The sequence below is a fragment of the Rhizobium sp. ZPR4 genome, from assembly GCF_040215725.1.
Lineage (GTDB): Bacteria > Pseudomonadota > Alphaproteobacteria > Rhizobiales > Rhizobiaceae > Rhizobium > Rhizobium rhizogenes_D.
Map to the genome: position 1 here is coordinate 900,420 of NZ_CP157969.1, position 22,594 is coordinate 923,013.

General features: G+C 58.8%; 13 protein-coding genes. 5 read left to right on the forward strand and 8 right to left on the reverse strand.

Annotated features, from left to right (window positions below; genetic code table 11):
* Window position 1: 1 nt before the first annotated feature.
* Window positions 2-739 (forward strand): 4'-phosphopantetheinyl transferase superfamily protein, encoded by a 738-nt coding sequence (locus ABOK31_RS31810; RefSeq protein ID WP_174173721.1) that lies wholly within the window; start codon window positions 2-4, stop codon window positions 737-739.
* Here the strand turns inward: ABOK31_RS31810 and ABOK31_RS31815 are convergent.
* The 5 genes from ABOK31_RS31815 to ABOK31_RS31835 form a co-directional block, all read right to left on the reverse strand.
* Window positions 709-2,310: a hypothetical protein gene (locus ABOK31_RS31815; RefSeq protein ID WP_349961648.1), complete on the reverse strand. Its 1,602-nt coding sequence runs from the start codon at window positions 2,308-2,310 to the stop codon at window positions 709-711. The genes ABOK31_RS31810 and ABOK31_RS31815 overlap by 31 nt on opposite strands.
* A gap of 64 nt (window positions 2,311-2,374) precedes the next feature.
* Window positions 2,375-4,858 carry a condensation domain-containing protein gene (locus tag ABOK31_RS31820; protein ID WP_349961650.1) on the reverse strand — a complete coding sequence of 828 codons (2,484 nt, stop codon included), beginning with the start codon at window positions 4,856-4,858 and terminating at the stop codon, window positions 2,375-2,377.
* Window positions 4,855-12,939 carry an amino acid adenylation domain-containing protein gene (locus tag ABOK31_RS31825; protein ID WP_349961652.1) on the reverse strand — a complete coding sequence of 2,695 codons (8,085 nt, stop codon included), beginning with the start codon at window positions 12,937-12,939 and terminating at the stop codon, window positions 4,855-4,857. The genes ABOK31_RS31820 and ABOK31_RS31825 overlap by 4 nt, the downstream gene beginning before the upstream one ends.
* Window positions 12,936-14,849, reverse strand: a complete 1,914-nt coding sequence (locus ABOK31_RS31830) for a non-ribosomal peptide synthetase (RefSeq protein ID WP_349961654.1) — start codon at window positions 14,847-14,849, stop codon at window positions 12,936-12,938. Before ABOK31_RS31830 ends, ABOK31_RS31825 begins: the two co-directional genes overlap by 4 nt.
* A gap of 293 nt (window positions 14,850-15,142) precedes the next feature.
* Window positions 15,143-16,108, reverse strand: a complete 966-nt coding sequence (locus ABOK31_RS31835; protein WP_349961656.1) for a glycoside hydrolase family 16 protein — start codon at window positions 16,106-16,108, stop codon at window positions 15,143-15,145.
* Between the two features lie 27 nt (window positions 16,109-16,135).
* On the opposite strand from ABOK31_RS31835, the gene ABOK31_RS31840 reads away from it, so the two are divergent.
* The 4 genes from ABOK31_RS31840 (at window position 16,136) to ABOK31_RS31855 (ending at window position 20,728) form a co-directional block, all read left to right on the forward strand.
* Entirely contained in the window at window positions 16,136-17,560 is a 1,425-nt protein-coding gene (locus ABOK31_RS31840) for a hypothetical protein (RefSeq protein WP_174173715.1), read from the forward strand.
* Complete coding sequence (locus ABOK31_RS31845; RefSeq protein ID WP_349961657.1) at window positions 17,557-18,777, forward strand: polysaccharide pyruvyl transferase family protein; 1,221 nt, start codon at window positions 17,557-17,559, stop codon at window positions 18,775-18,777. Before ABOK31_RS31840 ends, ABOK31_RS31845 begins: the two co-directional genes overlap by 4 nt.
* A gap of 253 nt (window positions 18,778-19,030) precedes the next feature.
* On the forward strand, window positions 19,031-19,702 hold the full coding sequence (locus ABOK31_RS31850) for a Crp/Fnr family transcriptional regulator (RefSeq protein WP_162747797.1): 672 nt from the start codon (window positions 19,031-19,033) through the stop codon (window positions 19,700-19,702).
* Between the two features lie 258 nt (window positions 19,703-19,960).
* Complete coding sequence (locus ABOK31_RS31855) at window positions 19,961-20,728, forward strand: response regulator transcription factor (RefSeq protein ID WP_069615132.1); 768 nt, start codon at window positions 19,961-19,963, stop codon at window positions 20,726-20,728.
* A gap of 468 nt (window positions 20,729-21,196) precedes the next feature.
* On the opposite strand, the gene ABOK31_RS31860 is transcribed toward ABOK31_RS31855, so the two are convergent.
* From ABOK31_RS31860 to ABOK31_RS31870, 3 genes are read right to left on the reverse strand one after another with little or no spacing between them, the layout of a single operon-like run.
* Complete coding sequence (locus ABOK31_RS31860; RefSeq protein ID WP_174173713.1) at window positions 21,197-21,622, reverse strand: hypothetical protein; 426 nt, start codon at window positions 21,620-21,622, stop codon at window positions 21,197-21,199.
* Window positions 21,623-21,627: 5 nt separating this feature from the next.
* Window positions 21,628-22,038, reverse strand: a complete 411-nt coding sequence (locus ABOK31_RS31865) for a helix-turn-helix transcriptional regulator (protein ID WP_174173712.1) — start codon at window positions 22,036-22,038, stop codon at window positions 21,628-21,630.
* Window positions 22,022-22,507: a hypothetical protein gene (locus tag ABOK31_RS31870; RefSeq protein WP_075854996.1), complete on the reverse strand. Its 486-nt coding sequence runs from the start codon at window positions 22,505-22,507 to the stop codon at window positions 22,022-22,024. Before ABOK31_RS31870 ends, ABOK31_RS31865 begins: the two co-directional genes overlap by 17 nt.
* Window positions 22,508-22,594: the final 87 nt, after the last annotated feature.

The following is a 22,594-nucleotide window of genomic DNA, read 5'->3' on the forward strand; positions in this document are numbered from 1 at the left end:
CATGGAGAATATCGGGCCTGACACAATCGATGTCTGGCACTGGAAGCTGGACATGCCGTTGCCTGATCTCGGCATGTACATCGCGTTGCTGTCGCTCGACGAATGCGTTCGGACCATTCGCTTCGTCCATGATCGCGACAGGCATCGTTTCGTCGCCGCCAGGACCGGAATGCGGGTGATTCTCGGACGTTATCTCGGCATTCCACCGCGGTTGATAGGCTTCGACTATGGTGACAACGGCAAGCCTTATGTCGCGATCGGCGGTGCCTGTCCCATCCATTTCAATCTCAGCCATAGCGCCAACCTGGCCGTGCTTGCTATTTCCGATCGTTATGAACTCGGCGTCGATATCGAGGAAATTCGATTCCTGAAGGAAGATATCGCCAAATGGTTCTTCTCCCGCAAGGAGTATCAGACGCTTCGATCCCTGCCGGCTGATGGCTACCTGGATGGTTTCTATCGCTGCTGGACGCGCAAGGAAGCGTTCATCAAAGCCCATGGTGCCGGCTTGTCGCTACCGCTCGATAGTTTCGATGTCACGTTCGACAGATCGAAGCAATCGCGATTGGAACGGCTGGAGGGGGACGAAGATGCACCACAAAACTGGACCATCCTGGAACTTGCGACACCGACCAACTTCGCTGGTGCCGTTGTCGCCTCGACCGGCGGGCACCAAGTATGCCTGCGCTACCGCAATGGAAATATCAGTCAGATGGTCAATCGCGCATCGAGAATGTAGCGCCCGTCCGTGGCATCGAAATGATGGCAACCACGAAGCCCGGCCTTGAAAGCGGGGGTAACGGTGCGGATGCGGCGCTCGCAATAGTCATCGAGCGTCAGTTTCTCGATTTCCATGATGTTGAGAGCATAGCCATAAATGCCGTGCGCATTGTGCTGCGAGGGTCGCAAGAGCCTGCCGCCACGTTCGAAGATGCGCCCTGCGCCTCGCGCCTCGGTGCTGCCGATGACGACGGGATTCCGCTTGTGGGGTCTTATGCCCGTAAGCGCCGGGCCGTCGACCTCGAACAGATAGAGCTCGCTGCAATGGTCTTCATAGGCATGAAAATCCGACAGGTTGGTGAATAGCCACCACCTGCCGTCGTGACGGATCAAGACGCTATCGGCCGGCGATTGACCCTCGAAGGCCGTAGCATGGAGCTCCCATTTCAGCGGAAACTCACGGCAGCGCCAGACCTCCAGCCGCCGTGCCTGATGCGTTTCCGGTATCATGAAGATTTGGTCGCCATCGCGAAATACGAATGGGTAGGAGAGATGGTAAGGGCGCTCCAGCGCCACCCCGACCTGTGTGAGTGCATCACCGTCGAAACGGCCGACCGCGATATGCGCCTTGCGGTCGCCATGGGAATAGGCCTCGTAGAACAGATAGCATTTGCCATCCTCTTGAAACAGGAACGGATCGGCCTTGATGCTGTTGTCGGAAGGTGGAATTTCGACCGCTTTGCTCGGATCGAAATCATCGATGTGACCGCGTCCCGTATAGAGCGTCCATATTGCCGACTCGGCGCGGAGCTTCGTCCTGATCGATTTGAATGCCTTGACCGAGACCGATCCCGCGACAACGCAGCTGTAGCGAAAGAGGTCGCCGAGCGATGGTGGCTGATCGGCAACCGCGCCAGCGAAGGCAGATGGCTCGAACCGCCTGGTGTCGGCGAGCCGCGTCAGCTCCCGCAGCAGAAGGGTGACGCTTCGCTCCCGCACGAAGGCGCTCAATCGCGCAGCACTCGGCTTGATGTTGAATGACGCCCGCGCAATCTCGAGCCTGCCGGCCTTGCCGCCGCACTTGGCATAGAGAACCAGATCGGCAGTCGACGCGCGGGCAAGGACCTCGGCATAGCCGTACCAATCCACGTCGGCCGATCGCCGGTCGGAGAGGTTGAAGGCCCATTCTCCGAATGGGAGAGCGGCGATCGCGTCGTCGGCCATGCTCATTGGAACCATGCGGATGACGAGGTCGAGCTTCAGACGGCGCAGCGATGCGGCCGTGATATTGTCGGGGGTGCATGCCTTGTCGTCATCGGATTCGTAGCAGTCGATGAAGTGACGCCGGCTATTGAAGTGTTTTGGCAAATAGGCGGGTTGACGCGCAAGGGCCTGGGCCTCCAGTCGCGCACTCCAGGATAACAGCTTTGAAGCCTTGCCGTCGCCGAACGGACGAGGATGGGTCAACACGGCTGCAAGCTCCAGACCCGGCGCGGCCAGAATCCGGTCCAGGATCATCAGCTCCCAGTTTTCGAGCGCATGCCTGCGCGCGACGAGAATACCGACCCTCAATGGCTTGGTCTCGTTCATGACTGTTTCCTCTTATGGCTCGACCATTTGCCGGAGATTGTTGTTCCAGGGCATTGGCGCCTACCTAGTCGGCGGCGAGTTTTCCCGAGAGCGTCGACGCCAGGTCGCGGATACCGTTGCTGGTCAGCGAATCCTCGTGCCAGCCGTCGATATCGACCACCATGCAGTCCTCTCCAACCGCATCACCCCATCCAAACCGCATTTTTCGCGCCCGAGGATGGGTTGCGCTGCTTCGCAGCAGAACGACGCTTTCATCCTTTGTCTGCGGCGGCTTGTAGCGACGCCCTGCCGTCACCAGCAATTTGGTAACAGCCTCGTTCGCCTCCTCTTCGGGGGAGTATTGACCGGCCTTGACGCCAAAGATCTTCAGAAGCGACAGCGAGACTTCGAACTCCTTGAGATAGTCGATCAGCCGGATACGGCGGGACAGCAGTTTCCGGGTGAAATAGGCAAGACGCTTGCGCCGCCGCTCCCGGTGCCATCGCGCTTGCTCCCGCTTGGGCAGGGAAGCGAAATAGCCTGGAGCCCAGGCATCGATGATGGCCGTGACGCCGACATCCACGCCTCTTTCGCGCAATTGCCGGCTGATTTCCATCGCAAGGACGCCATTGACGCAGAGACCGACGATGGCAATGCGTCCCGCGGCCTTGTCGATCCGCATGGCATCGATCGCATGGCTGGCGATATCCTCGATGTTGAGACGATCCAAGCCGCCCGTCAGATCCGCATGGAACATGTTGACGTTGTATACGGAGATCTCGTCCGGCAATTCATTGGCAAGGCGATAGTACAGGAATGGATGGTTGAGAGTATAGACCGCGCCGGTCCCCACGCCATGTTTGCAGGTAATCAGCTCCCACGGGTTTACGGCTTTTTCCCGCGGTTTCTCGACCTCTTCGCTATCGAAGATAGCAGCTGCAAAGCCCGCAAACGTCGGCTGCTTGAATAGAAGCTGCAATGTCGGGCTTGCATCGAATCTTGCGCGTATTTCCGATAGTAGCCGGAGCGCGAGAAGCGAGTGGCCACCGAGCGCGAAGAAATCATCATCCGGGCGTATTTGCGGAACCTGTAGGACTTCCTTCCAGATTTCAGCAAGCGCTTCCATTCGCGTATTCGGTGGCGATTTGCCTGTGACGGCGCCATCCATCGGCGCAGTCTTGGCGGAAGCTGCCAGGTGCCGTTCCGGCGCAACGAGCGAAGAAAGCGGCGCCTCAGGGCGATCGAGAGCAATTTCATAAGCGTTCCTCCATAGTTGCAGGAGGCTTTCGATGGTGCTGGCTTCGAACAGGTCGGCATTGTATTCGATCGACATGCGCCAGCCGGTCGGCCGTCCGATCATGATGAAGCTGAGGTCGTAGATGACGCCGGGGGATTGCGAAGGCGAGCTGATCAGCTCGAAGCCGCCGTAGCGACGATCTTCCAGAAAAGCCTTCTGCAGATTGAAATTGACCGAAATCAGCGGGTTGCGCGCCGGATCGCGCACGGGATTGACCAGTTCCACGAGCTTGTTGAACGGCATGCGCTGATGGTTCAGCGCTCCTTCGATCGTCGCACTGACGGAACGAATATGCTCGGCAAAGCTGAGATCGGAGCCGAAATCGAAACGCAGCACCAGATTGTTGATGAAGACGCCGATCATATCCTCCAGATCGCTATGTTCGCGGCCGGCAATTTGTGAGCCGAAGAGCACGGTCGGGGCCTCGGTCAAGCGATGAAGGGCTGCGCTGAGGACGGCGGCGCCGAAACTATATTGCGAGACGCAATGCGCGCGCGCGGCCGCATCCATGCGATCGGTAAAGGCGGCTGGCTGAGCGATGGAAAGAATATTGCCGTGATTGGTTTTAACCTGACCGCGAGGCCGGTCGGAAATGACTTCGAAATAAGGGGCGCCAAGCAGAGTTTCGCGCCAGAAGGTTTTTTCCGTTTCGAAGCCGTAGCTCTGCAGATATTCCTGCTGCCAGAGGGCATAGTCGCCATATTGCAAGGGCAGCTCGGGCAGGGCCGGTGCACGCCCCGCATCGATTGCTGCGGCTATTTCGCCGACCTCCCGCCCGAGGACGCGGATCGACCAGCCGTCGAAGCAGCTTTGATGAGCTGTAATCAGCAGGAAGCCGCGCTCGTTTTCTGCCATCAGCAATGTGACGCGGAAGAGGCCTGGCGTGTTGAGATCGAAGGGTGCCTGCGCGGTCTCCTCGCCGATCGACAGGATCCGTGCCTGGCGCTGCTCCGGCGGCATGCCGCGCAGATCGATCACCGACATCTTGAAATTGACGTCACTGGCGGCCTGTTGGAAAGGCCTGCCGTTCTTCTCGATAAAGCGCGTTCGAAGGATCTCGTGACGCTGAATGATCTTTCGAAAGGCCGCCTCAAGGGTCGAGACCCTGAATACCCCCCGGATCTCCCACCGGACAGCGACGTTGAGCGCCGGGTTGCCGGGATTGAGCTGATCGAGAATCCAGCAGCGCAGCTGTGTCTGCGTACAAGGAAATTCACCGATGATCTGCGGTTCGGCGAGCGAACTGCTTGGACTGTTATCGACTGTGCTCATAGAGATGCCCCCAGGCCGCGGCGTGCGCCGTTACGAAAATCTCGCAGTGATGGAATGTGAAGATGCACGGGATCAGATGGATCCTCTCCCTGGGCATCGGCAAAGGTCGCCAGCGCGGCAATCGTCGGATGGCGCAACAGATGCTTCGCCTCGAGCGGTAGGCCGTTGTCGCGCATGCGGGCAGCGATGCGGAATATGGCAAGGGAGTCGGCCCCGAGCGCATAGAGATTGTCGTCGACGCCGATATCGCCAAGGTTCAGGACATCCTGCCAGATCGCCAGCAGCCGTTGTTCCATCTCGGTTTTTGGCTGGACCTTGGTCGGCGCGGCACCGCGCTGCGGCACGCCGCGCTGCTGCAAGGTCTTGCGATCGAGCTTCCCGTTGCCGGTCTGCGGCAGCTCGCTTTCCATCACCCAGAAGCTCGGCACCATATGTGCCGGCAGATTGGCTTTGGCATGTGCTGCGATATCGGCTGCAAGTGCATCGCCACCCTCCGCAGCCGGCACGATGTAGCAGACCAGAGAACGATCGCCCCTGGCGTTCTCGGCAACGACGGTCGCACATTGGCGCACGCCCTCCACCTTGGAGATCACGGCCTCGATGTCGCCGAGCTCGATGCGGAAGCCGCGCAGCTTGATCTGCTGGTCACGCCGCCCGAGCAGCTGCAGCGACCCATCGGCAAGCCGTCGTCCGACATCGCCGGTCTTATAAAGCCGCATCGGCCTGCCGATGGCAAAGCAATGCGGAACGAAAGCCTTCTCGGTCAGATCGAGACGATCGAAGTAGCCTTCGGCAAGTCCGTCGCCGCCGATGTGCAGCTCGCCGATGACACCGACCGGGGCGACATTCTCGCTCGGGTCGAGGATGAAGAGCTGGGTATTGGCGATCGGATGGCCGATCGTGATCGGCTGATCGGCATCGGTGATGCGCTGCAGCGACGACCAGATCGTCGTTTCCGTCGGGCCGTACATGTTCCAGAGCTCGCCGCCGATCTGAAGCAGGGAGCGTGCCAGTTCCTTGGGCAGGGGCTCGCCGCCGCAGAGCATTTTCAGTGCCGGCCGATCCTTCAGACCCGCCTCCACCAGCATCTGCCAAAGCGTCGGCGTTGCTTGCAGTACCGTGGCGTCGTGATCGCAGACGAGTCTTGCGAGAGCGAAACCATCTTGCACCTGGCTGCGGCTGGCGATGACAACCTTTCCGCCCGATATCAGCGGCAGATAGAGCTCGAGGCCGGCAATATCGAAAGAGATCGTTGTGACGGCGACGAGTGTGTCGCTTGCGCTGAAACCTGGTTCCTTCGCCATGGAGAGAAGGAAATTCGTCAGGGATCGATGCGAAACCTCCACACCCTTCGGCATGCCGGTCGAACCGGATGTGAAGATGATGTAGGCGGATGCCGTGGTATCGATGGGCAGGGTCTTCAAGGGAAGGCCGGTCATCGAACTGATCGCCTTGGCGTCCTGATCGAGCCGGATAACGGGAACATCCGGCGCCGCAAGCCGAGCCATGTCGTCGCTGTCGCAGATCAGGCCACGGATGCGGGCGATATCCAGCGTCTGCCGCAGGCGCGGCTCCGGATGCGCCGGATCCATCGGCACGTAGGTATGCCCTGCCTTCATGACGGCGAGGAGGGCGATGATCATGTTCAGTGACCGTTCGATCAGGATTGCGATGCGCTGATCGGGGTCAGGAAGCGCCATCTGGAGGTAGAGTGCCAGCTGGTTCGATCGGGTTTCCAGCTCGCCGTAGGTAATCGACTGGCCGTCATGCTGAGCAGCAACGGCATCCGGATGTTCGGCTGCACGCCTGGAGAAAAGCGAGAAGACGAATTGATCGTGATCGTAAGGCATTGCCGTCCGATTGAGATCGTCGACCAGCCAGGACTTCTCCGCCGCAGAAAGCAGTGGCAGCTCGCTGACCTTGTGATCCATATCCTTGGCCAACGCTGCCGCCAGCGTCGAGAAATGGCCGATCCATCGTTCTACGGTCGTGTGGTCTAAGACATCGGCGTTGTAGTCGACGTCGATGCGGATGTGGTCGCTCGCCTCGATCATGTTGAAGAACAGGTCGAAGTTGGAGAAGGCCTTTGCATTCGGCTCAATGGTCGGCTTGAGGCCGCCAAACGACGATCCGCCGGCCATGCGTTCCAGGTTGAACTGGATTTCAGTGAGCGGCAGACGGCGCGGATCGCGTTTCGTATCCAGTTTGCGCACCAGCGTGCCGTAGGTGTAATCCTGATGCTCAAAGGCCTGGAAGACGAGCTGCTGCGTTGCCTTCAGATGGGCGGCAAACGGCTCCGTCAGCGATACCGCCTGACGCAGCGGCAGCAGATTGACGCAATGGCCGACGAGGATCTGGCCGTCGAGCAGGCTTTGACCGGCCGAAGGAATGGCGATGACGATATCATCCTGGCCCGATAGCCGCGATATCATCACCTGGAGGGTCGCGAGCAGGGTGGAAAATAGCGTGGCGCCCGACTTTGCCCCCCTTTTCTTCAGCGCCTTGTAGACCTCGGCGCCGATATAGCCGGTGCAGCTGCCGCCGGCAAAGCTGCGGTATTCCGGCCGTGGACGATCGAGCGGCAGATCGGGAAGATCGGGAACGGTCTTGAACTGATCGAGCCAGAATTGCTCGGTCGCCTGCGATTTCTCCGGCCTGGGCGAAAGGTCGGTCGAATAGGTGGCAAAGGAAAGCGCCGGCCGGAACTCAGGAGCATTGCCGGCCTTATAAGCCTCGTAGGCGGTCGCCAGCTCTTCGACGAAGGTATTGATCGACCAGCCGTCGCAGATGATGTGATGGGCTGTGAAGACCAGCACATGCTTTTCGGACGCCAGCTTGACGATGCTTGCGCGGACCAGCGGCCCGTTGATCAGGTCGAAGGGTGTGCGTGCTTCATCGTCGATGAGCTCGGCGAGGCCTTTTTCATTGAGGCCTTCGAGGACGGGCAGGTCGAGCTTGAAATCCGGAATGAACTGGAAATGCTCGCCGCCGCGGTCGAAGCGAATGTGGAGTGCGTCGTGGCGGGCGATGACCGCGTCGAAGGCTTTCTGGATGGCTTTCTCATCCAGCAATCCCTCCAGCGTCAGCGAAAAGGATTCATTGAACGAGCAGGAGGCTTCGTCACCTGCCTGAGCTGCAAGCCATATTTCCGTCTGCGCCTCCGTCAGCGGTGCGGATTGCGCCCGTGCAACAGACGCTTCTATCGGCATTGCAGGTTGGGATGGCTCCTTGATCGCCGTGAATATGCCGACGGCCTGCATGGCATCGAGACTGTCGCGGAAGGCCTTCGCGATGAAGCGGAAGTCATCTTCGCTATGGGCCGTCGTCAGGAAGCAAGGGTAGCCGTCCTGAATATGGACGCCATTCAGCCGCATCTGGGCATAAAACAGTGCGCCAAGCGGGTCCTGGCTGGAGAAGTCGGTGGCAAACCAGCTCTTGTAGCCATGAACGACGTCGGCAATGCCGCGTCTGGCGAGATCTGCCTTGATCTCGGCAACCAGCGCCTCCGTTCGCTCGGCGACGCGGCCATAGAGGGCCGAGCCCTCTCCCTTGATGTGGTGCAGCACGGCTTCGGCGGCGGCGAGCACCAGCGGATGACGGACGAAGGTGCCGGCAAAGAATGTCGGTGCCGTCATCGGAACGGAATTGTCGCCGTAAGCCCAATGGCCGCCGTCGAGCGCATCCATGAAACGGGAGGTCCCGACCAGCACGCCGATCGGCATGCCGCCGCCGACGACCTTGCCATAGGTTGCCATGTCGCCCTTGATGCCCCAGATCGCCTGCATCCCGCCCGGATCGACACGGAAGCCGGTGACGACCTCATCGAAAACGAGGGCGAATTCCGACTTGGTGGCGATATCGCGCAGTTCCAGGACGAATTCGCGCGGCTGCAGCTCCGGATGACGGCTCTGGATCGGCTCGATGATGACGGCTGCTATGTCGGCTGCGTTGGTGCGGATGAAATCGAGGCTTTCCGGCGCGCCATAGCGCAGGACCGTCATGTTCGACACCGAGGCCATCGGAATGCCGGAGGCAACCGGCAGGGCAATCGGCTTGTCGGCACGATTGCGGCCCTTGACCAGAACTTCATCGAATTGGCCGTGATAATCATTGGCAAAGACCACGACCCGATCGCGGCCGGTGACGGCGCGCGCAAGCCGCATTGCGGCCATGACGGCTTCCGAACCGGTGTTGCAGAAGGTGACGCGCTCGTGGCCGGTCACGTCGGCAATCATTCTTGCGACATTGCCTGCAAGCGGCGTCTGCGGACCGATGGCAAATCCGCGGTCGGCCTGAGCTTTGACGGCGTCGATGACGAAATCAGGTGCATGGCCGAAGGCCGTCTGCCCGAAGCCGTTGACCAGGTCGACATATTGGTTGCCGTCGATATCCCAGATATGGGCGCCCTTGGAATGATCGCAGACGATCGGAAACACCATTTCCTTCCAATCGGCGCGGAAGCCCGATGCGGATCGGGGGTCGGCCAGGTATCCGCGATGCTCCTGCGTGAATGCCTTGGATTTGGCATTCTTGGTTTCATAGGCCTTGGTGAGATCAGTGATGAAATCCTGCTTGGCGGCGGAAATCTCCGATGTCACGCTCTTGGCATTCGGGCGATAGAGCTTGATGCGCTCGGTGCCGAAGTCGCTTTCTGCGGGAGCCGCTGCGGCGGGGGTGGGCAAGGGCTGGCTTGCTGCAGCTTGCGGCGCCGGCAAGACGGGCGCTGCGGGAAGCGCGCTTGGTGCGATGGCAGCCGGAGCCCCACCCTGCATGGCTTGCAACATCAGCAGTTGTTGGGAAAACAGCGTTTGTGCCATCTGGATCTGTGATTGCAGCACCGTGGCGAGATCCGACGCCGCAGCCGGCATCGATGCGACTTGCGGAGCGGGCGCCGTCATTGGTGCGGGTGCCGATACTGGCGTGATCGGCATCGCCGCGGCGGCGATGGGAGAGGCCGCCGGCAACGGATCGGCCGTCTTCACAGGCTCAGGAGGCATTTGCTGATCGAGATGAACGGCCAGATCGGCGACGGAAGGAATATCGCTCAGCAATTCCCGGAAGGAGATTTTGACCTTGAAGTCTTTTTCGATGCGTTGCGCAAACTGGCCCACGAAAAGCGAGTCGAAGCCGAGCTCCAGGAATGTCGCTGCCCGCTCGTCCGGCCCAAGCGTTTCGCCCGACATGTCGCTGAGCAAGGTCAGAAGCGCCGTTTCCAATTGCGGCAGACGGTTAGAGGTGGGAATGGGTGCTGCAACATTCATTGCTCGATTCTCCCCGGTAAGGTTGAGGTCAGAGACAAGGGATTCGGCTTTCGGCCGATTGTCCGGTTCGGCATTGGGGCGTTGGGTGGATGCACGACGCGAAGATGGCGGGGCATCGATCCAATGGCGCTGCCGCTGGAAGGGATAGGTGGGCAGGGACAGCCGCTGCCGTGCCGCTGATGGAAGAGCCGGCCAGTTGAGGCGGCAGCCGGCCATCCACAGCTTGCCGTGAGCCTCTGCGAGCGTCGCCGCGGCGGCGGCGGCCCGATCATGCTCGGGCAGGGATTGCACGACGACGGCAAGATTGTCGCGTGCGATCGTCTGGGCGGCAAAGACCGACAGCGTGCGCCCTGGCCCCACTTCGAGAAGAATCGGCTTGCGATCGCGGCAAAGTGTTGCCAGCCCATCGGCGAAGCGGACGGCGTCACGGCAATGCATGGCCCAGTAATCCGGGGAGGTTGCCAATTCGGCGGTCTGCCAGTCACCGGTGACGCCGGAAATGAAGGGGATGGTCGCCGTACCGTAGGTGACCTTCTCGGTTTCCTGGCGTAGCGCCAGAGCCGCATCATTCATCATCGCGGAATGAAAGGCGTGCGATGTGTGCAGCCGGCTGAAGGCGATCTCAGCTTCCGAAAGTGCTGCGCAAACCGTTTCGATATCGGCAAAGGGACCGGAGATGACACAGAGTTTCGGGGCATTGATCGCGGCGATCTCCACCTCGCCTCGCAGATAGGAGGCGGTCGTTGCCGCATCGGCGCGAACGGATACCATCGCCCCCTGTGGTTGATGCTGCATCAGCCGCCCGCGATTGGCCACGAGACGCAGGCCGTCTTCGAACGAAATAACGTTGGCGAGCGTAGCGGCAACAAACTCGCCAACGCTGTGACCGATCATGGCGTACGGTTTGACGCCGCGGCTCAGCCACAATCGGGCAAGCGCATATTCGACAAGATAGAGACAGGGCTGAGCGATGCGGGTTTCGCGCTGCTCGTCGGTGATGGCCTGGGTTGCGGGGCCGGTGTGGCAGATGTAGTCGCGCAGATCGAGCCCAAGCGTCATCTTCAAAAGGTCGGAACCGCGGTCGATCCAGCGGGCAAACTCCGGTTCAGAGCGGTAAAGCCCGGCACCCATGCCGACATATTGCGCGCCTTGGCCGGGAAACATGAAGGCGACGGACGGCTGATCGGCGGCGAGAGGCTGGTAGCTCTCTGCCGTCAGCTTGAGGATCGCTTCCTCGACATTTTCGGCGGCAACGGCCAGCCGGTGGCCGAACTCGCGCCGTCCGGTTTGCAGCGTGTGGGCGAGCTGCGCTATCGAAAGCTCCGGGTTTTCGGCGAGATGATTACTCAAATTGGTGCGCATCTCGGCAAGTGCCGGCTTGTTGCGAGCCGAAAGAGGGAGAATGTAGTGGCCCTCTACTTCTTTCGACTTAGCCGGCGGGTAGGGGGGTTCCTCCAAAACGACGTGAACATTTGTTCCGCCTACGCCGAAAGCGCTGACCCCCGCTCTTCGCGGCTCCTGTCCTTGCGGCCACTCCGTTGCCGTCACCGGAATATAGAAGGGGCTTTTCTCAAGATCGATGCGCGGATTGGGCTGGTGATAATTGGGCATCGGCGGGATTTTTGCGCAGCGCAAGGCAAGCGCTGTCTTGATGAGGCCTGTCACGCCAGCCGCGGCGTCCGTATGGCCGATGGTGCCCTTGACCGACCCAAGCGCGCAATTGGCCGAACCCGACGCATCCTGCGCGAAGGCACGCGTCAATCCGTTGAACTCGATAGGGTCGCCGAGCGGTGTCGCCGTGCCGTGGCATTCGATATAGCCGATGGTCGAGGGATCGACCGCCGCATTGGCGAGAGCCGTGGCAATCGCTTCGGCCTGGCCTTCCACACTCGGCGCCGTGAAGCCGACCTTGTCGCTGCCGTCATTATTGATGCCGTAGCCGCGAATGACCGCATAGATATGATCGCCATCCTTGAGCGCGTCCTCATGCCGCTTCAGGAGGACGACACCCGCTCCGCTGGCAAAAACCGTTCCGGCGGCGTCGGCGTCGAACGGCCGGCAGGTTCCGTCGGGCGAGGCCATGCCGCCTTCTTGGTAGATGTAGCCTCGCTTTTGCGGAATGGTAACGGAAATGCCGCCGGCCAGGGCCATGTCGCAGCTATAGGTCAGCAGGTTCTGGCATGCCTGAGAAACCGCAAGGAGCGAGGTTGAACAGGCGGATTGCAATGTGAAAGCCGGACCGCGCAGGTTGAATTTATAGGCGATGCGAGTCGCCAGCGTGTCGTTGAGGGCGCCGACAAGCTCATGGAAGCAGCCGATCTGGTAGTTCGATGTGAACTCTTCCGCTTTGGCGCGATCACGCAGAACATTGTTGATCAGGTAGGTCGGCATCGAGGAGCCAGCGAAAACCCCGATCAGGCCGTCATAGCGTTGCGGATCGTAACCGCCGTCCTCGAGGGCTTCCCAGCATATTTCGAGGAAGATCCGGTGCTGCGGATCGGTAACCGCAGCCTCGCGCGGGAACATGCCAAAGAACTCGGCGTCGAACATATCGGCACCGTCGAGATGGGGCCTTGCGGCGACATAATTCGGCTGCGCCCGCTCCTCGTCGGTAAAGGCGTCTTCGAGCTCATCCGGCGTGAAAAGCGAAAAGGCGCTCTTTCCTTCGAGTACAAGCTGCCAGAGCGCCTGCACCGAGGGCGCCCCGGGAAAACGGCCGGACATGCCGACAATGGCGATGTGTCCGGAAATTTGCTCGCTTAGCTCCTCATTGTCTTCGACATCACGCTGTTTGCCATTGTCCTGGTGATTCCCTTTCATAAGGAGCTCCTGCGGATATGAGAGATCGCCTTCTTCTGCAACGCGGCGCGTTGCGCGGCGGCGGCAAGACGGGTCGGACCGGGGGTACGTCCATCCAGGTGAAGTGCCAGTTCGCGAATGGTCGGATGACGCAGCAACGCGACCACATCGATCGCGTGACCGAGTGTCTCTTCGAGACCGGCATGAATTTCCATCAGCTGAAGGGAAGTACCGCCAAGATCGAAGAAGTTCCGGTCGAGATCGACGCCCTCGAGCCCCAATGCCTCCTGCCATAGCGTCGTCAGCAGTTCCTCGGTCCGGCTCCTGATATCTGCAGGCCTTGTCTGGGTTTCGACCGGAGGAGGTAGCAATTTCGAACGATCGACTTTACCGGCCGGCGTCAGTGGCAAGGCATCAACGATGACCGTGGCATTGGGGATCATATAGGCCGGAAGAGCCGCGCGCAGCGTCGCCATGACGCCTTGCGCCAGATCGGCGCCAGCGCCCACATGGCTCTCCTTCGGGCATAGATAGGCAACGATGCGTTTGAGGTTCTCGCCCTGTATGTGGCAAAGCACGATGCCGTCGGCAAGGCGCGGATCGCGGCGGAGCGCGGCCTCGATCTCATCGAGCTCGATGCGCTTGCCGTTGATCTTGATCTGTCGGTCGCGGCGTCCCTTGAAGGTGACGGTGCCGTCCGGCTTCAGGCAAGCCACGTCGCCCGTCAGATAGAAGCGTGTTGCGCCGTCCTTGGTTTCGACGGCGACGAATTTCTGTTCCGTCAGTTCCGGTCGCTTGAAATAGCCAAGAGCGAGGCCGTCGCCGGATATCGCCAATTGGCCTTCAATGCCTGGAGGAACGACACGCAGCTCCTCGTCCAATATCGCGATTCCAGTATGAGCAATCGCCTTGCCGATCGGCAGTTCGGTGCCTGAAAAACTCGGCAGGACCTGAAAGGCGGTGGCAAAGACCGTCGTTTCGGTCGGCCCATAGGCATTGGTGAGCCTGCAGCCCGGGTAGCGCTCCAGAAAGCGGCGGGCGTGAACGGCCGAACCGACATCGCCGCCGAAGAGGATGTGACGAAGCTTCGGCAGGGTTGCGCGGGCATGATCGGCAAAGAGATTGAACAGCCCTGTCGTCAGGAAGGCGATAGTGACGCCGGTCTCCTGCATGAAATCGGACAGGCGTGAAATCGAGAAATCGGTATCAGGCATGACTGCCAAAGTGCTGCCATTGAGAAGCGCGCCCCAGATTTCGAGTGTCGATGCGTCGAAGGAGATAGTGGCCGTGTGCAGGACGACGTCATTGCGGTGGAATTCGACATAGTTCTGATCGAGAACGACGCGTGAAATACTGCGATGGCAGATCATCGTTCCCTTCGGTCGCCCGGTTGAGCCGGACGTGTACATGACATAGGCAAGATCACCGCCCGTTATCTCCAGGGACGGCACGGTCGCGCTGGGTCGATGTGCCATTTCTGTGATAATGGCATCCGCTTCGATGACCCTGCCGCTCATGCTCGGCACGCTGGCGAGCTTCTCGCCATGGGCGGAGTCAACGAAAATGACCTTGGGCGCACATTCTGCGATAACGAAGTCGAGATGCTCCACGGGAAAGGCCGGATCGAGCGGGAGATAGGCGCCACCGGCTTTCAGTATGGCCAGGGTGCAAATGATCGCATTGACGCTGCGCGGCAGAAAGAGGCCGACAATATCGGCCTTATGGACGCCTACTCTTATCAGATGCAACGCCAGCGCATCGGATATGCGATCAAGGTCACGGTAGTTGATATGAGTGTCGCCGGAGACAAGGGCCGTTGCCTCCGGTGCTGCTCTAGCCTGTTCGCGCAGCATTTGATGAAGGCAAAGATTGCGATCGTAATGCATGCTTGCTGCGCCAATTGCGTCTGCCTGCGCCTCGCGGTCAATCATTATCGCTCTCCGGGTTGTCCTGCGATGGATGACGGCATGTTGTGAAATGCTGCATCGTCGATCGCAGAATTTCATGCTGGAGCAAAAGCACCAGCTGGTCATTGGGATGATTGTCCGCACCACCGAAAGTCGTAAGTCATAAGGGCGCGTAGCCATTTTGTCGGAAAGGTCTGCCATGGCGGCCGTAACCCGGCCGAAAGCATTATGAGCAGCGCCAATCTTGCCGATCGGGCAAAGGCTGCGTGGTAGCTACAGTTCGGGAAGAATTGCCGGAGGGCTGGATGATGAAGAGGCTATTTGAACTGATAGGCTCTGACGTAATCAACGAACATGAAGGATGGGTCGGCCGCAGCCATCTTGGATATGCCGTCGACGATACCAAGGTCGATGAGCATATACATCGGCTGGCGATGTTCCGGCGGGATCTTGGTTTTCCAGACAAGATTGCCGTCGAAATACATACGGATGAAGTCGGAATCGATCTTCACGCCATAGGTGTGCAAATCAGCGGGGCTTGCAGTGGAAAACACGTTGACGCGGGAAAAAGCAGAATCATGCCGCCCATCCCGATGCCAGACATGGACCGTCGAAGAGTAGGCGCCAGGCTTGTCGCCATAATATTCGATGACATCTATCTCGGCGGTAGCCTTTGATCGATCCTTGCCGATAAGCCAGAAGGCTGGCCAGACACCTGGGCCGTCGGGCAACCGCGCCCGCATCTCGAAGTAGCCATATTGCTGAGAAAAGCCATTTCCATGCTCATCAACAGAGGCGATCAAGCCGGAGCGCCATAGACCTTTGCTGTCGCGTGCAGCAGTAATGCGCAGCATCCCGTCCTGTATTGCAAAGGGGAAGTCGCCGCTCGGATCGGAGAAGCGGGCGCCGCCAAAGTCGCCATTCCATGGTGTGTGGGAAATCCAGCGGGTACCAGGCCCCCAGGCGGAGATGCTGAGATTGTCGAAAGCATCCTCGAAGGTGAGTGTCATGCTGCTGACATCAAGCGCATCGCCGGTGTCACCGGCATGAGCAATTCCTATATCCATGATCGAAACGAGTGCAGCCGCAATTGACGCGCGAAGAAACACGCGGCGGTTGCTCATGCATCGAACATTAGATATCGGCGAGAACTGATCCATGCATGTAAGCATGAACGGTACAATTTCTGCGGTATAGAACGTATTTCGGCCAGAACGTCCACCAAAAGGCTTAGGCGTGGCGGAAATACAGCTGCATAGTGCCGTGGTAGCTTGCGGCGACATTGAGGCAGAACAACCGGATTGCCAGACATGAATGCCATGGGGCTCGTAACGCTGATTGTAGGAGTTGTTGCGCTGACCGCGCCTGTGCGATGGTCGTTCATCATCATGGTTCTGTCGACGGTATTCGGTGCGGCTGCAGCCTTCAGCATACCCGGTCTTGGCGGTGCATCGGTACTCGTTCCGAGCCTGTTCCTGATATTCTTCGCCGCGCGGCTATTTGCGGCCTATGGGGAGGGACCGTTCCTTGGCGCCCTGGCTCCCTGGCGTCCAGGTTTCTTTCTGCTGCTGCTGACGGCCTTCGGCGTCTTCACGGCGATTTTCTTCCCACGCATGTTCCAGGGCATGACGCAGACGATGACGGTTGAACGATCGATTGGAGCACATAGTCTGATTGCGCTGGTGCCGCTGCATTTCTCCTCAAACAATATCACTCAATCGGTCTATGCGGTGGGCGGCCTCATTTGCTTCATAACAACCTTTGCTTTCTTTCGGCGTCAGGGTAGTCCTTCGGCTTTCATCAACGGCATGCTGGTCGTCGTCGGTGTCAATCTCGGCTTCGCGCTCGCTGATATAGTGACTCATTTCACCCATACGGATTTTCTGCTGAGTTTCGTGCGGACAGCCAATTACGCGCTCCTGACTAATGCCGAAAAGGGTGGGCTGAAGCGCATTTCAGGAACTTTTCCAGAGGCTTCGGCCTTCGCCGATTTCACGCTCGTACTTTTTGCCATTGTCACCAGCCTCTGGCTTGGAGGCATCCGTTCGAAGGTCACCGGCACTTTCGCGGGTCTGCTGCTGGTCGCGCTGATCCTGTCGACGTCGGCGACCGCACTTGTCGGGCTCGCCGCCGTCCTGCCGATCCTCAGCCTGCAGTCCTTTCTGGCCTCCCGTCGTGAGCCTGGCGCGGGCCGGCCCGTTCTGATCGTGTCCATTCTGGCGAGCATGCCTCTTGTCATCTTCTTCGTTCTCATCGTCATGCCGGATCTCGCGCATAATCTGCATGATTTTCTTGACGAGATGCTGTTTTCGAAGGCCGATAGCCAGTCGGGGCGCGAGCGCTTCATGTGGAATGCCATGGCTTACCAGGCCTTTCTGGATACGAGCGGCTTTGGCGCCGGCCTTGGGAGCGCCCGGGCATCGAGCTTTGGTCTGGTGCTGCTGTCCAATATTGGCATTTTCGGCACACTGTTCTTTGCAATGTTTGTCGCTCGGCTGCTCATGGCCGACATGCGCGGCCTCCATTCATCATCGCGGGAAACCACCGCGGTTCTGCGTGCCGCCAAGGCCGGGATCATCACGGTTCTCATTTCTGCGGCCACGTCCGGCACGGTGTATGACCTCGGACTGATGTTCTACATCCTCGCGGGCAGCATTTCCGCGTTCAGTGCGGGAGCGCAGCAGATCCGGAGTGACTACAGCCCACAGCTGCGTACCATCGGAGAGCTGCAATGAGGATTGTCGTCTTCAACGTCAAATACAGCGAAAATCTCGGCGACGGGCTGCTTGCGGAATGCGTCGAATCCGCCTTGGCGAGCGGCAGGGATGACGTCGAAGTGGAGACGATCGACCTTGCCGGGCGAGAGGCTTTTGCGACGGGCCATGGCGGCCGCAGACGGCTCGTGCTGGGATTGCTCCATCGACTGCCCGCAGCCGCCCGTCGACGGCTTGTTCGCGCGGTTCTGGAGCGCAGGCTGCGCGCGCTTCGCGGACAATGGGAAGAGAAGGTTGCGGTTGCCGATGCCGTCGTGATCGGCGGGGGGAACCTGTTTCAGGATGATGACCTCAATTTCCCGCTGAAGATCGGTGCTGTGCTTGATTGTGTCGTGCGATACGATCGGCCGCTGGCGATCTATGCGGTTGGCGTCGGCGGCCATTGGTCGGAGCCTGCATATCGTCTCTTTGCCAGACTGAAGCAGGCGCGTCTTGTTCATCTTTCGGTGCGCGACGGCTTTGCGCAGGATACCTGGCGGGAGCATTTTCCCGATGGGCCTGGTGCGAAGATCGTGCGTGATCCCGGATTGCTGATCCAAGCCTCGCCGGCGCATCGAGGCGCGCGCGCTCCGTCCAAAGGTCCCTTGACCATAGGTCTATGTGTCACCGATCCCATCGTCCTGCACCGGCATGGCGCCGTTCATGCCAATGGTATTCCCTTTGCCGATATCGAGGCCTACAGGGATCTGATCGAGCTTCTCCTGGATGACGGCCAGCACGTGGTCTTGTTCTGCAATGGAGCCAAAGAGGATCAAGCCTTTGCGGAGCGTATCCGCGCTTCGGTCGCCAAGCATCGCATGGTCACGTCCGGCTCCCTGGATATTTCCCGGCGCCCGCGGCTTCCGGGCGATCTTATCCACATCATTCAGTCGCTGGATGTGGTTCTGGCTCACCGATTGCACGCATGTATTGCCGCCTATGCGCTCGGGATTCCGCATGTCGGCTTGGGTTGGGACAAGAAGGTCGAAGGCTTCTTCAATTCCGTCGGGCGCGAAACCTACTTCATAAAGGGCGCATCGCCGCCGCCGAAGCATGTCGCTCTGTTGCTGAAAGCAGCACAGCAAGAAGGGATAGAGGCGCGCCGCCATCAGGACACGATTTCGGAAGCCCGGGCCGGCATCTCGAACATGCGGCGGCATCTGGTCGAGCGCGACCAATGCGTTATGTCACGAATATAGCTGCACGCAGCACGATACAAGAGGCCATTAGTATAGAATATGTGATACTGACGGAGATACTAAAAAATATACATAAAAATGGCAGATATTGTGCCGCTGTCGCGGTAAAAGTTCGAGGAAAAACGGATATCGATTTGCAATAAAGACATCGTGGATTTTCTATGGTATTAAATACTTGGAACTCACGAAAAATATATTTTCGAATGGCCCATAGAGCATTCGAAATATGCTTTTCGTCCGAGGGGATGACGGCATGGCAGCGCAGCTTTCGATTGAGCATATTCGCAGCCTTGGTGGTGTAGCGCGGACCTTTGTTGCAGGTAGTGCGATCTGCGACTACGACAGCGATACGCCACGTCTTCTCTTTGTGCTCGATGGCTGGGCCTCGTGCAGCAAGATGCTGCCGAACGGCACGCGCTTCATGACGGAATTCGTGTTGCGTGGCGATATGATTTCGACATCCTTGACGGCGCTTTCGCGTGAGACCGTGCGGGCGATCACCAATGTCACGGTGATGGTTTTCCCGGACTTCACCTCGCTGCCGAAGATCGAAGCGCCAACGTTTTTTTATCGCATCGTCATTGCCGAACTGGTGCGACATCAGGCGCGCATGTCTGAGAGGCTCGCCAATATAGGGCGCCGCGATGCTCTGGAGAAAACCGGCTACCTGCTGCTCGAGCTCGGAGCACGCATCGGCACCTCGCGGGACTATGCAAACGCGGAATATTTCGATTGTCCTTTGACCCAGGCGGACATCGGTGACGCCGTGGGCCTGTCGACCGTGCACATCAACCGCGTTCTCAGGGACATGCGTGAAGCTGGCCTCCTGTCCTTCCGCAACGGCATTGTCGCCTTTCTCGATCGGCCGCGTCTAGCCGATCTCGTTGACTTCGACGAGTCATGCTTCGACACAACTATGGTTTGAACAATACTTTGCCTCCATTACTAATGGCGCAAGAAAGAATTATTTTATCCAATATTTAAATTCATTATTAACATATGTTAATGCGCGGAAAAACAAAATAAGCAATTACTACGATAACATAAACCTAAAAAGAGGGGAGAGATATGGGAACTCAAGAAAAGCCTCGGCTTAAACGGATGTTATTCTCTTTAAATCGAGTAAATACTCTAATAGTTGCAAGAAATACAAAGGCCATTTTAAAAGTTGGGGGTAACGGCCATGATTGGACAATCGCTCACAAGTGAAAAATTCACGTCAGATACGGGCGCACGCATCATTTCAGTTCGGACATCCGACACCTTGAGGCCATTCATCGCATCCGGCACGCCCGGCATCGATGAATGGGAAGACTACATTCTTCTCATAGATTCTCGCGCTCTTGATCGCGAGTGCCTGTCGAAAAGTCTGACCGAATGCGACAGCGCAATGCATATCGTCACGGTGGGCTCGCTCGACGAATGGCAGATGCGCAATATGCAAGTATTACCGTCCGCAGTTCTTTTCATGATCGGCGGCCGCAAGGTCTCCGATGCGGATGTGAGCGCCAAGATCTGCGCTCTGGTGGAGAGATTCCAGACCAGCCCGGTGATCGTGGGCGCCGACGGCGACGAGCTTGCACAGTTGCTGCACGCACTGGAGTGCGGCGCCCGCGGCTATATCCCGACCAGTGTCGGAATCAAGGTTGCCGCCGAAGCGGTAGCTCTCGCGCGCGCAGGCGGTGTCTTCGTGCCGGCAAGCAGCCTGCTGGCCGCCAAGGAGGCGATCGCACCCGTGGCCAGCCGCAACTGCTGCCTCGACAGCCTGTTTACCCCGCGCGAAGTCGTCGTCGCGGAGGCTTTGAGGCGGGGCAAGGCAAACAAGATCATCGCCTATGAGATGGATCTTTGCGAGAGCACGGTCAAAGTGCACATTCGCAATATCATGAAGAAACTGAACGCGACGAACCGAACGGAAGTTGCCTACAAGATCCGGGAACTCGTTCGATAATACGCTCCGGCCACGGCCGCCGATCATGCGAACAATGCCGGGAAGCGCCGTGTCGCTTCAGCTAGAAGCCACCGGCCCCGGCACCGGAGCGGGCAAGTGCCCTGCAAGACTGGCCCAATGAGCCTTCGGGCTTTTGAAGTTGTGGTCGGTTGATGGAAAAGCGCCGGCGGCTGATTGCCGCCGAAAGGTCACAGGCGAAGGCGGAGATTTCCGCATGTTCGAACCACCCTGCCCGGACCTTGAGGGGCCAGCGGCAGGCATATTTCCCGACATTCGAGCTTTGTGGCACTGGCGCGACGAGCGCCGCAATACCCGCGCCCGCTACGACGAAATATCGAAGAGCGACCGAAGAGTTCGCGCAGGTTGCGGCAACTCCAGCAAAAGGGCGCAGTGGCTTTGCGTCCGGAATTGCGCGGAAACAAAGGGATGAAGCGTTTCCCTGACTTCGTCTAAAGCGGAAATTCTCGATCAGCGTTGGGCGACGCGCAGGGAAGCGATCTCCGCTGGCTTGTCGTCGATGATCGCACTGACGGTCAGGAGGCCGGGCTGACGCAATCTCAACGGTGAAAAGACAAGGCTGGCGCCGACGACGACATTGATCGGAATGCCGCTCGTGTCCGCATCCTCCACGACATCCTTCTGCTCGCTGAGTTGGGCGGCATCCAATCGTTCTTCAAGAAGCGGCTGACGGTCGCCAGGCGCGATGCAGCGTAAAACGATCGATCGGTAGGGTTCCGTCGCCAGGGTGATCAGATTCACATGCACACAGAACTTCGGCAGTGAAAAAGGAAATTCCGGCAGCATCAGCACGCCGCTATAGACGCCGATGAAGCTGAGCTTTTCGCCGATTTCGGTGCGAACGTCGTCGCAAAAGATGCAATATCCATAGCGCATGTGTTTCAATCGTCCCGATCGTTGTTGCCGCGAGCAATTATCGTGCGGATGGCCCTCGAAGAACTCCAGGAAACGGCTCCGCCGGGACGAACGGGATGGATAGCTGCCCGCGTCTCCGGTTCGGAGAGGTAACTGCCGTCTGCTGCCGACCCCTTGGGATCACGCAGCTCAATATGGATCTCCTTGTCGAGCGCCCAGGCGAGATCCGCAATCGAACGAAGCGGAAGCTCTGTCTGTCCGCAGAGATAGCGATTCAAATCCTTTCGGCTGACGCCGACCAATTCCGCAAGCCGCTGCTGAGTAAACCCTTTCTGTGACCGCCTTTCGAGGACGGCGGCAGCCAGGTCGCTGCGAACATTCGCGATAAAACGGCTGGCTGCTCGCGCCCGCGCACCTATCTCAAACCGAAATGACATCTTCCGGATTTACTCCCTCTACGCACAACGCATCATCCACACCGAGCGTGCGGCGCAATCGGCGCACCTCCAGCCGATAGCCGCGGTAAAGATCATGATCCTTCACATGGTCGGCCCAATCTCCAAAGACAGCGACAAAGCAGTCGCGCATGGCGAACCAGCCGAATATGCGGAAATCGACAGTCTTCAATTCCCAAACTGCATTTCGTTCGACCCGGATTGCCCGGAACTGTCTGCAATGAATGAGCGGTTTCCCTGAAACGAATGTATAGAAAAGAAAGTCCAGCTGCTCGACAGGTCTGAGGACCGCACCGAGCGAAGATGGTTCGTCCTTGCTTACGCGTTCGCTCAGCCAATTCACAAAGCTTGGTGTCGCGAAAAGCAGTCGCTTGGGTGACTGTTTTCGACCAAGCTGAATCTCAACTTTAACGATTGCTTCGGATGCCACGAGACTGTCAAACGTAGCCATAGCTGTCAACTAATCCATTATCATGTGGCAAGCCTTTCATCGAAGCTATCTATGGGTAGCATGAATTGCTGCACACTTGGATTGTAT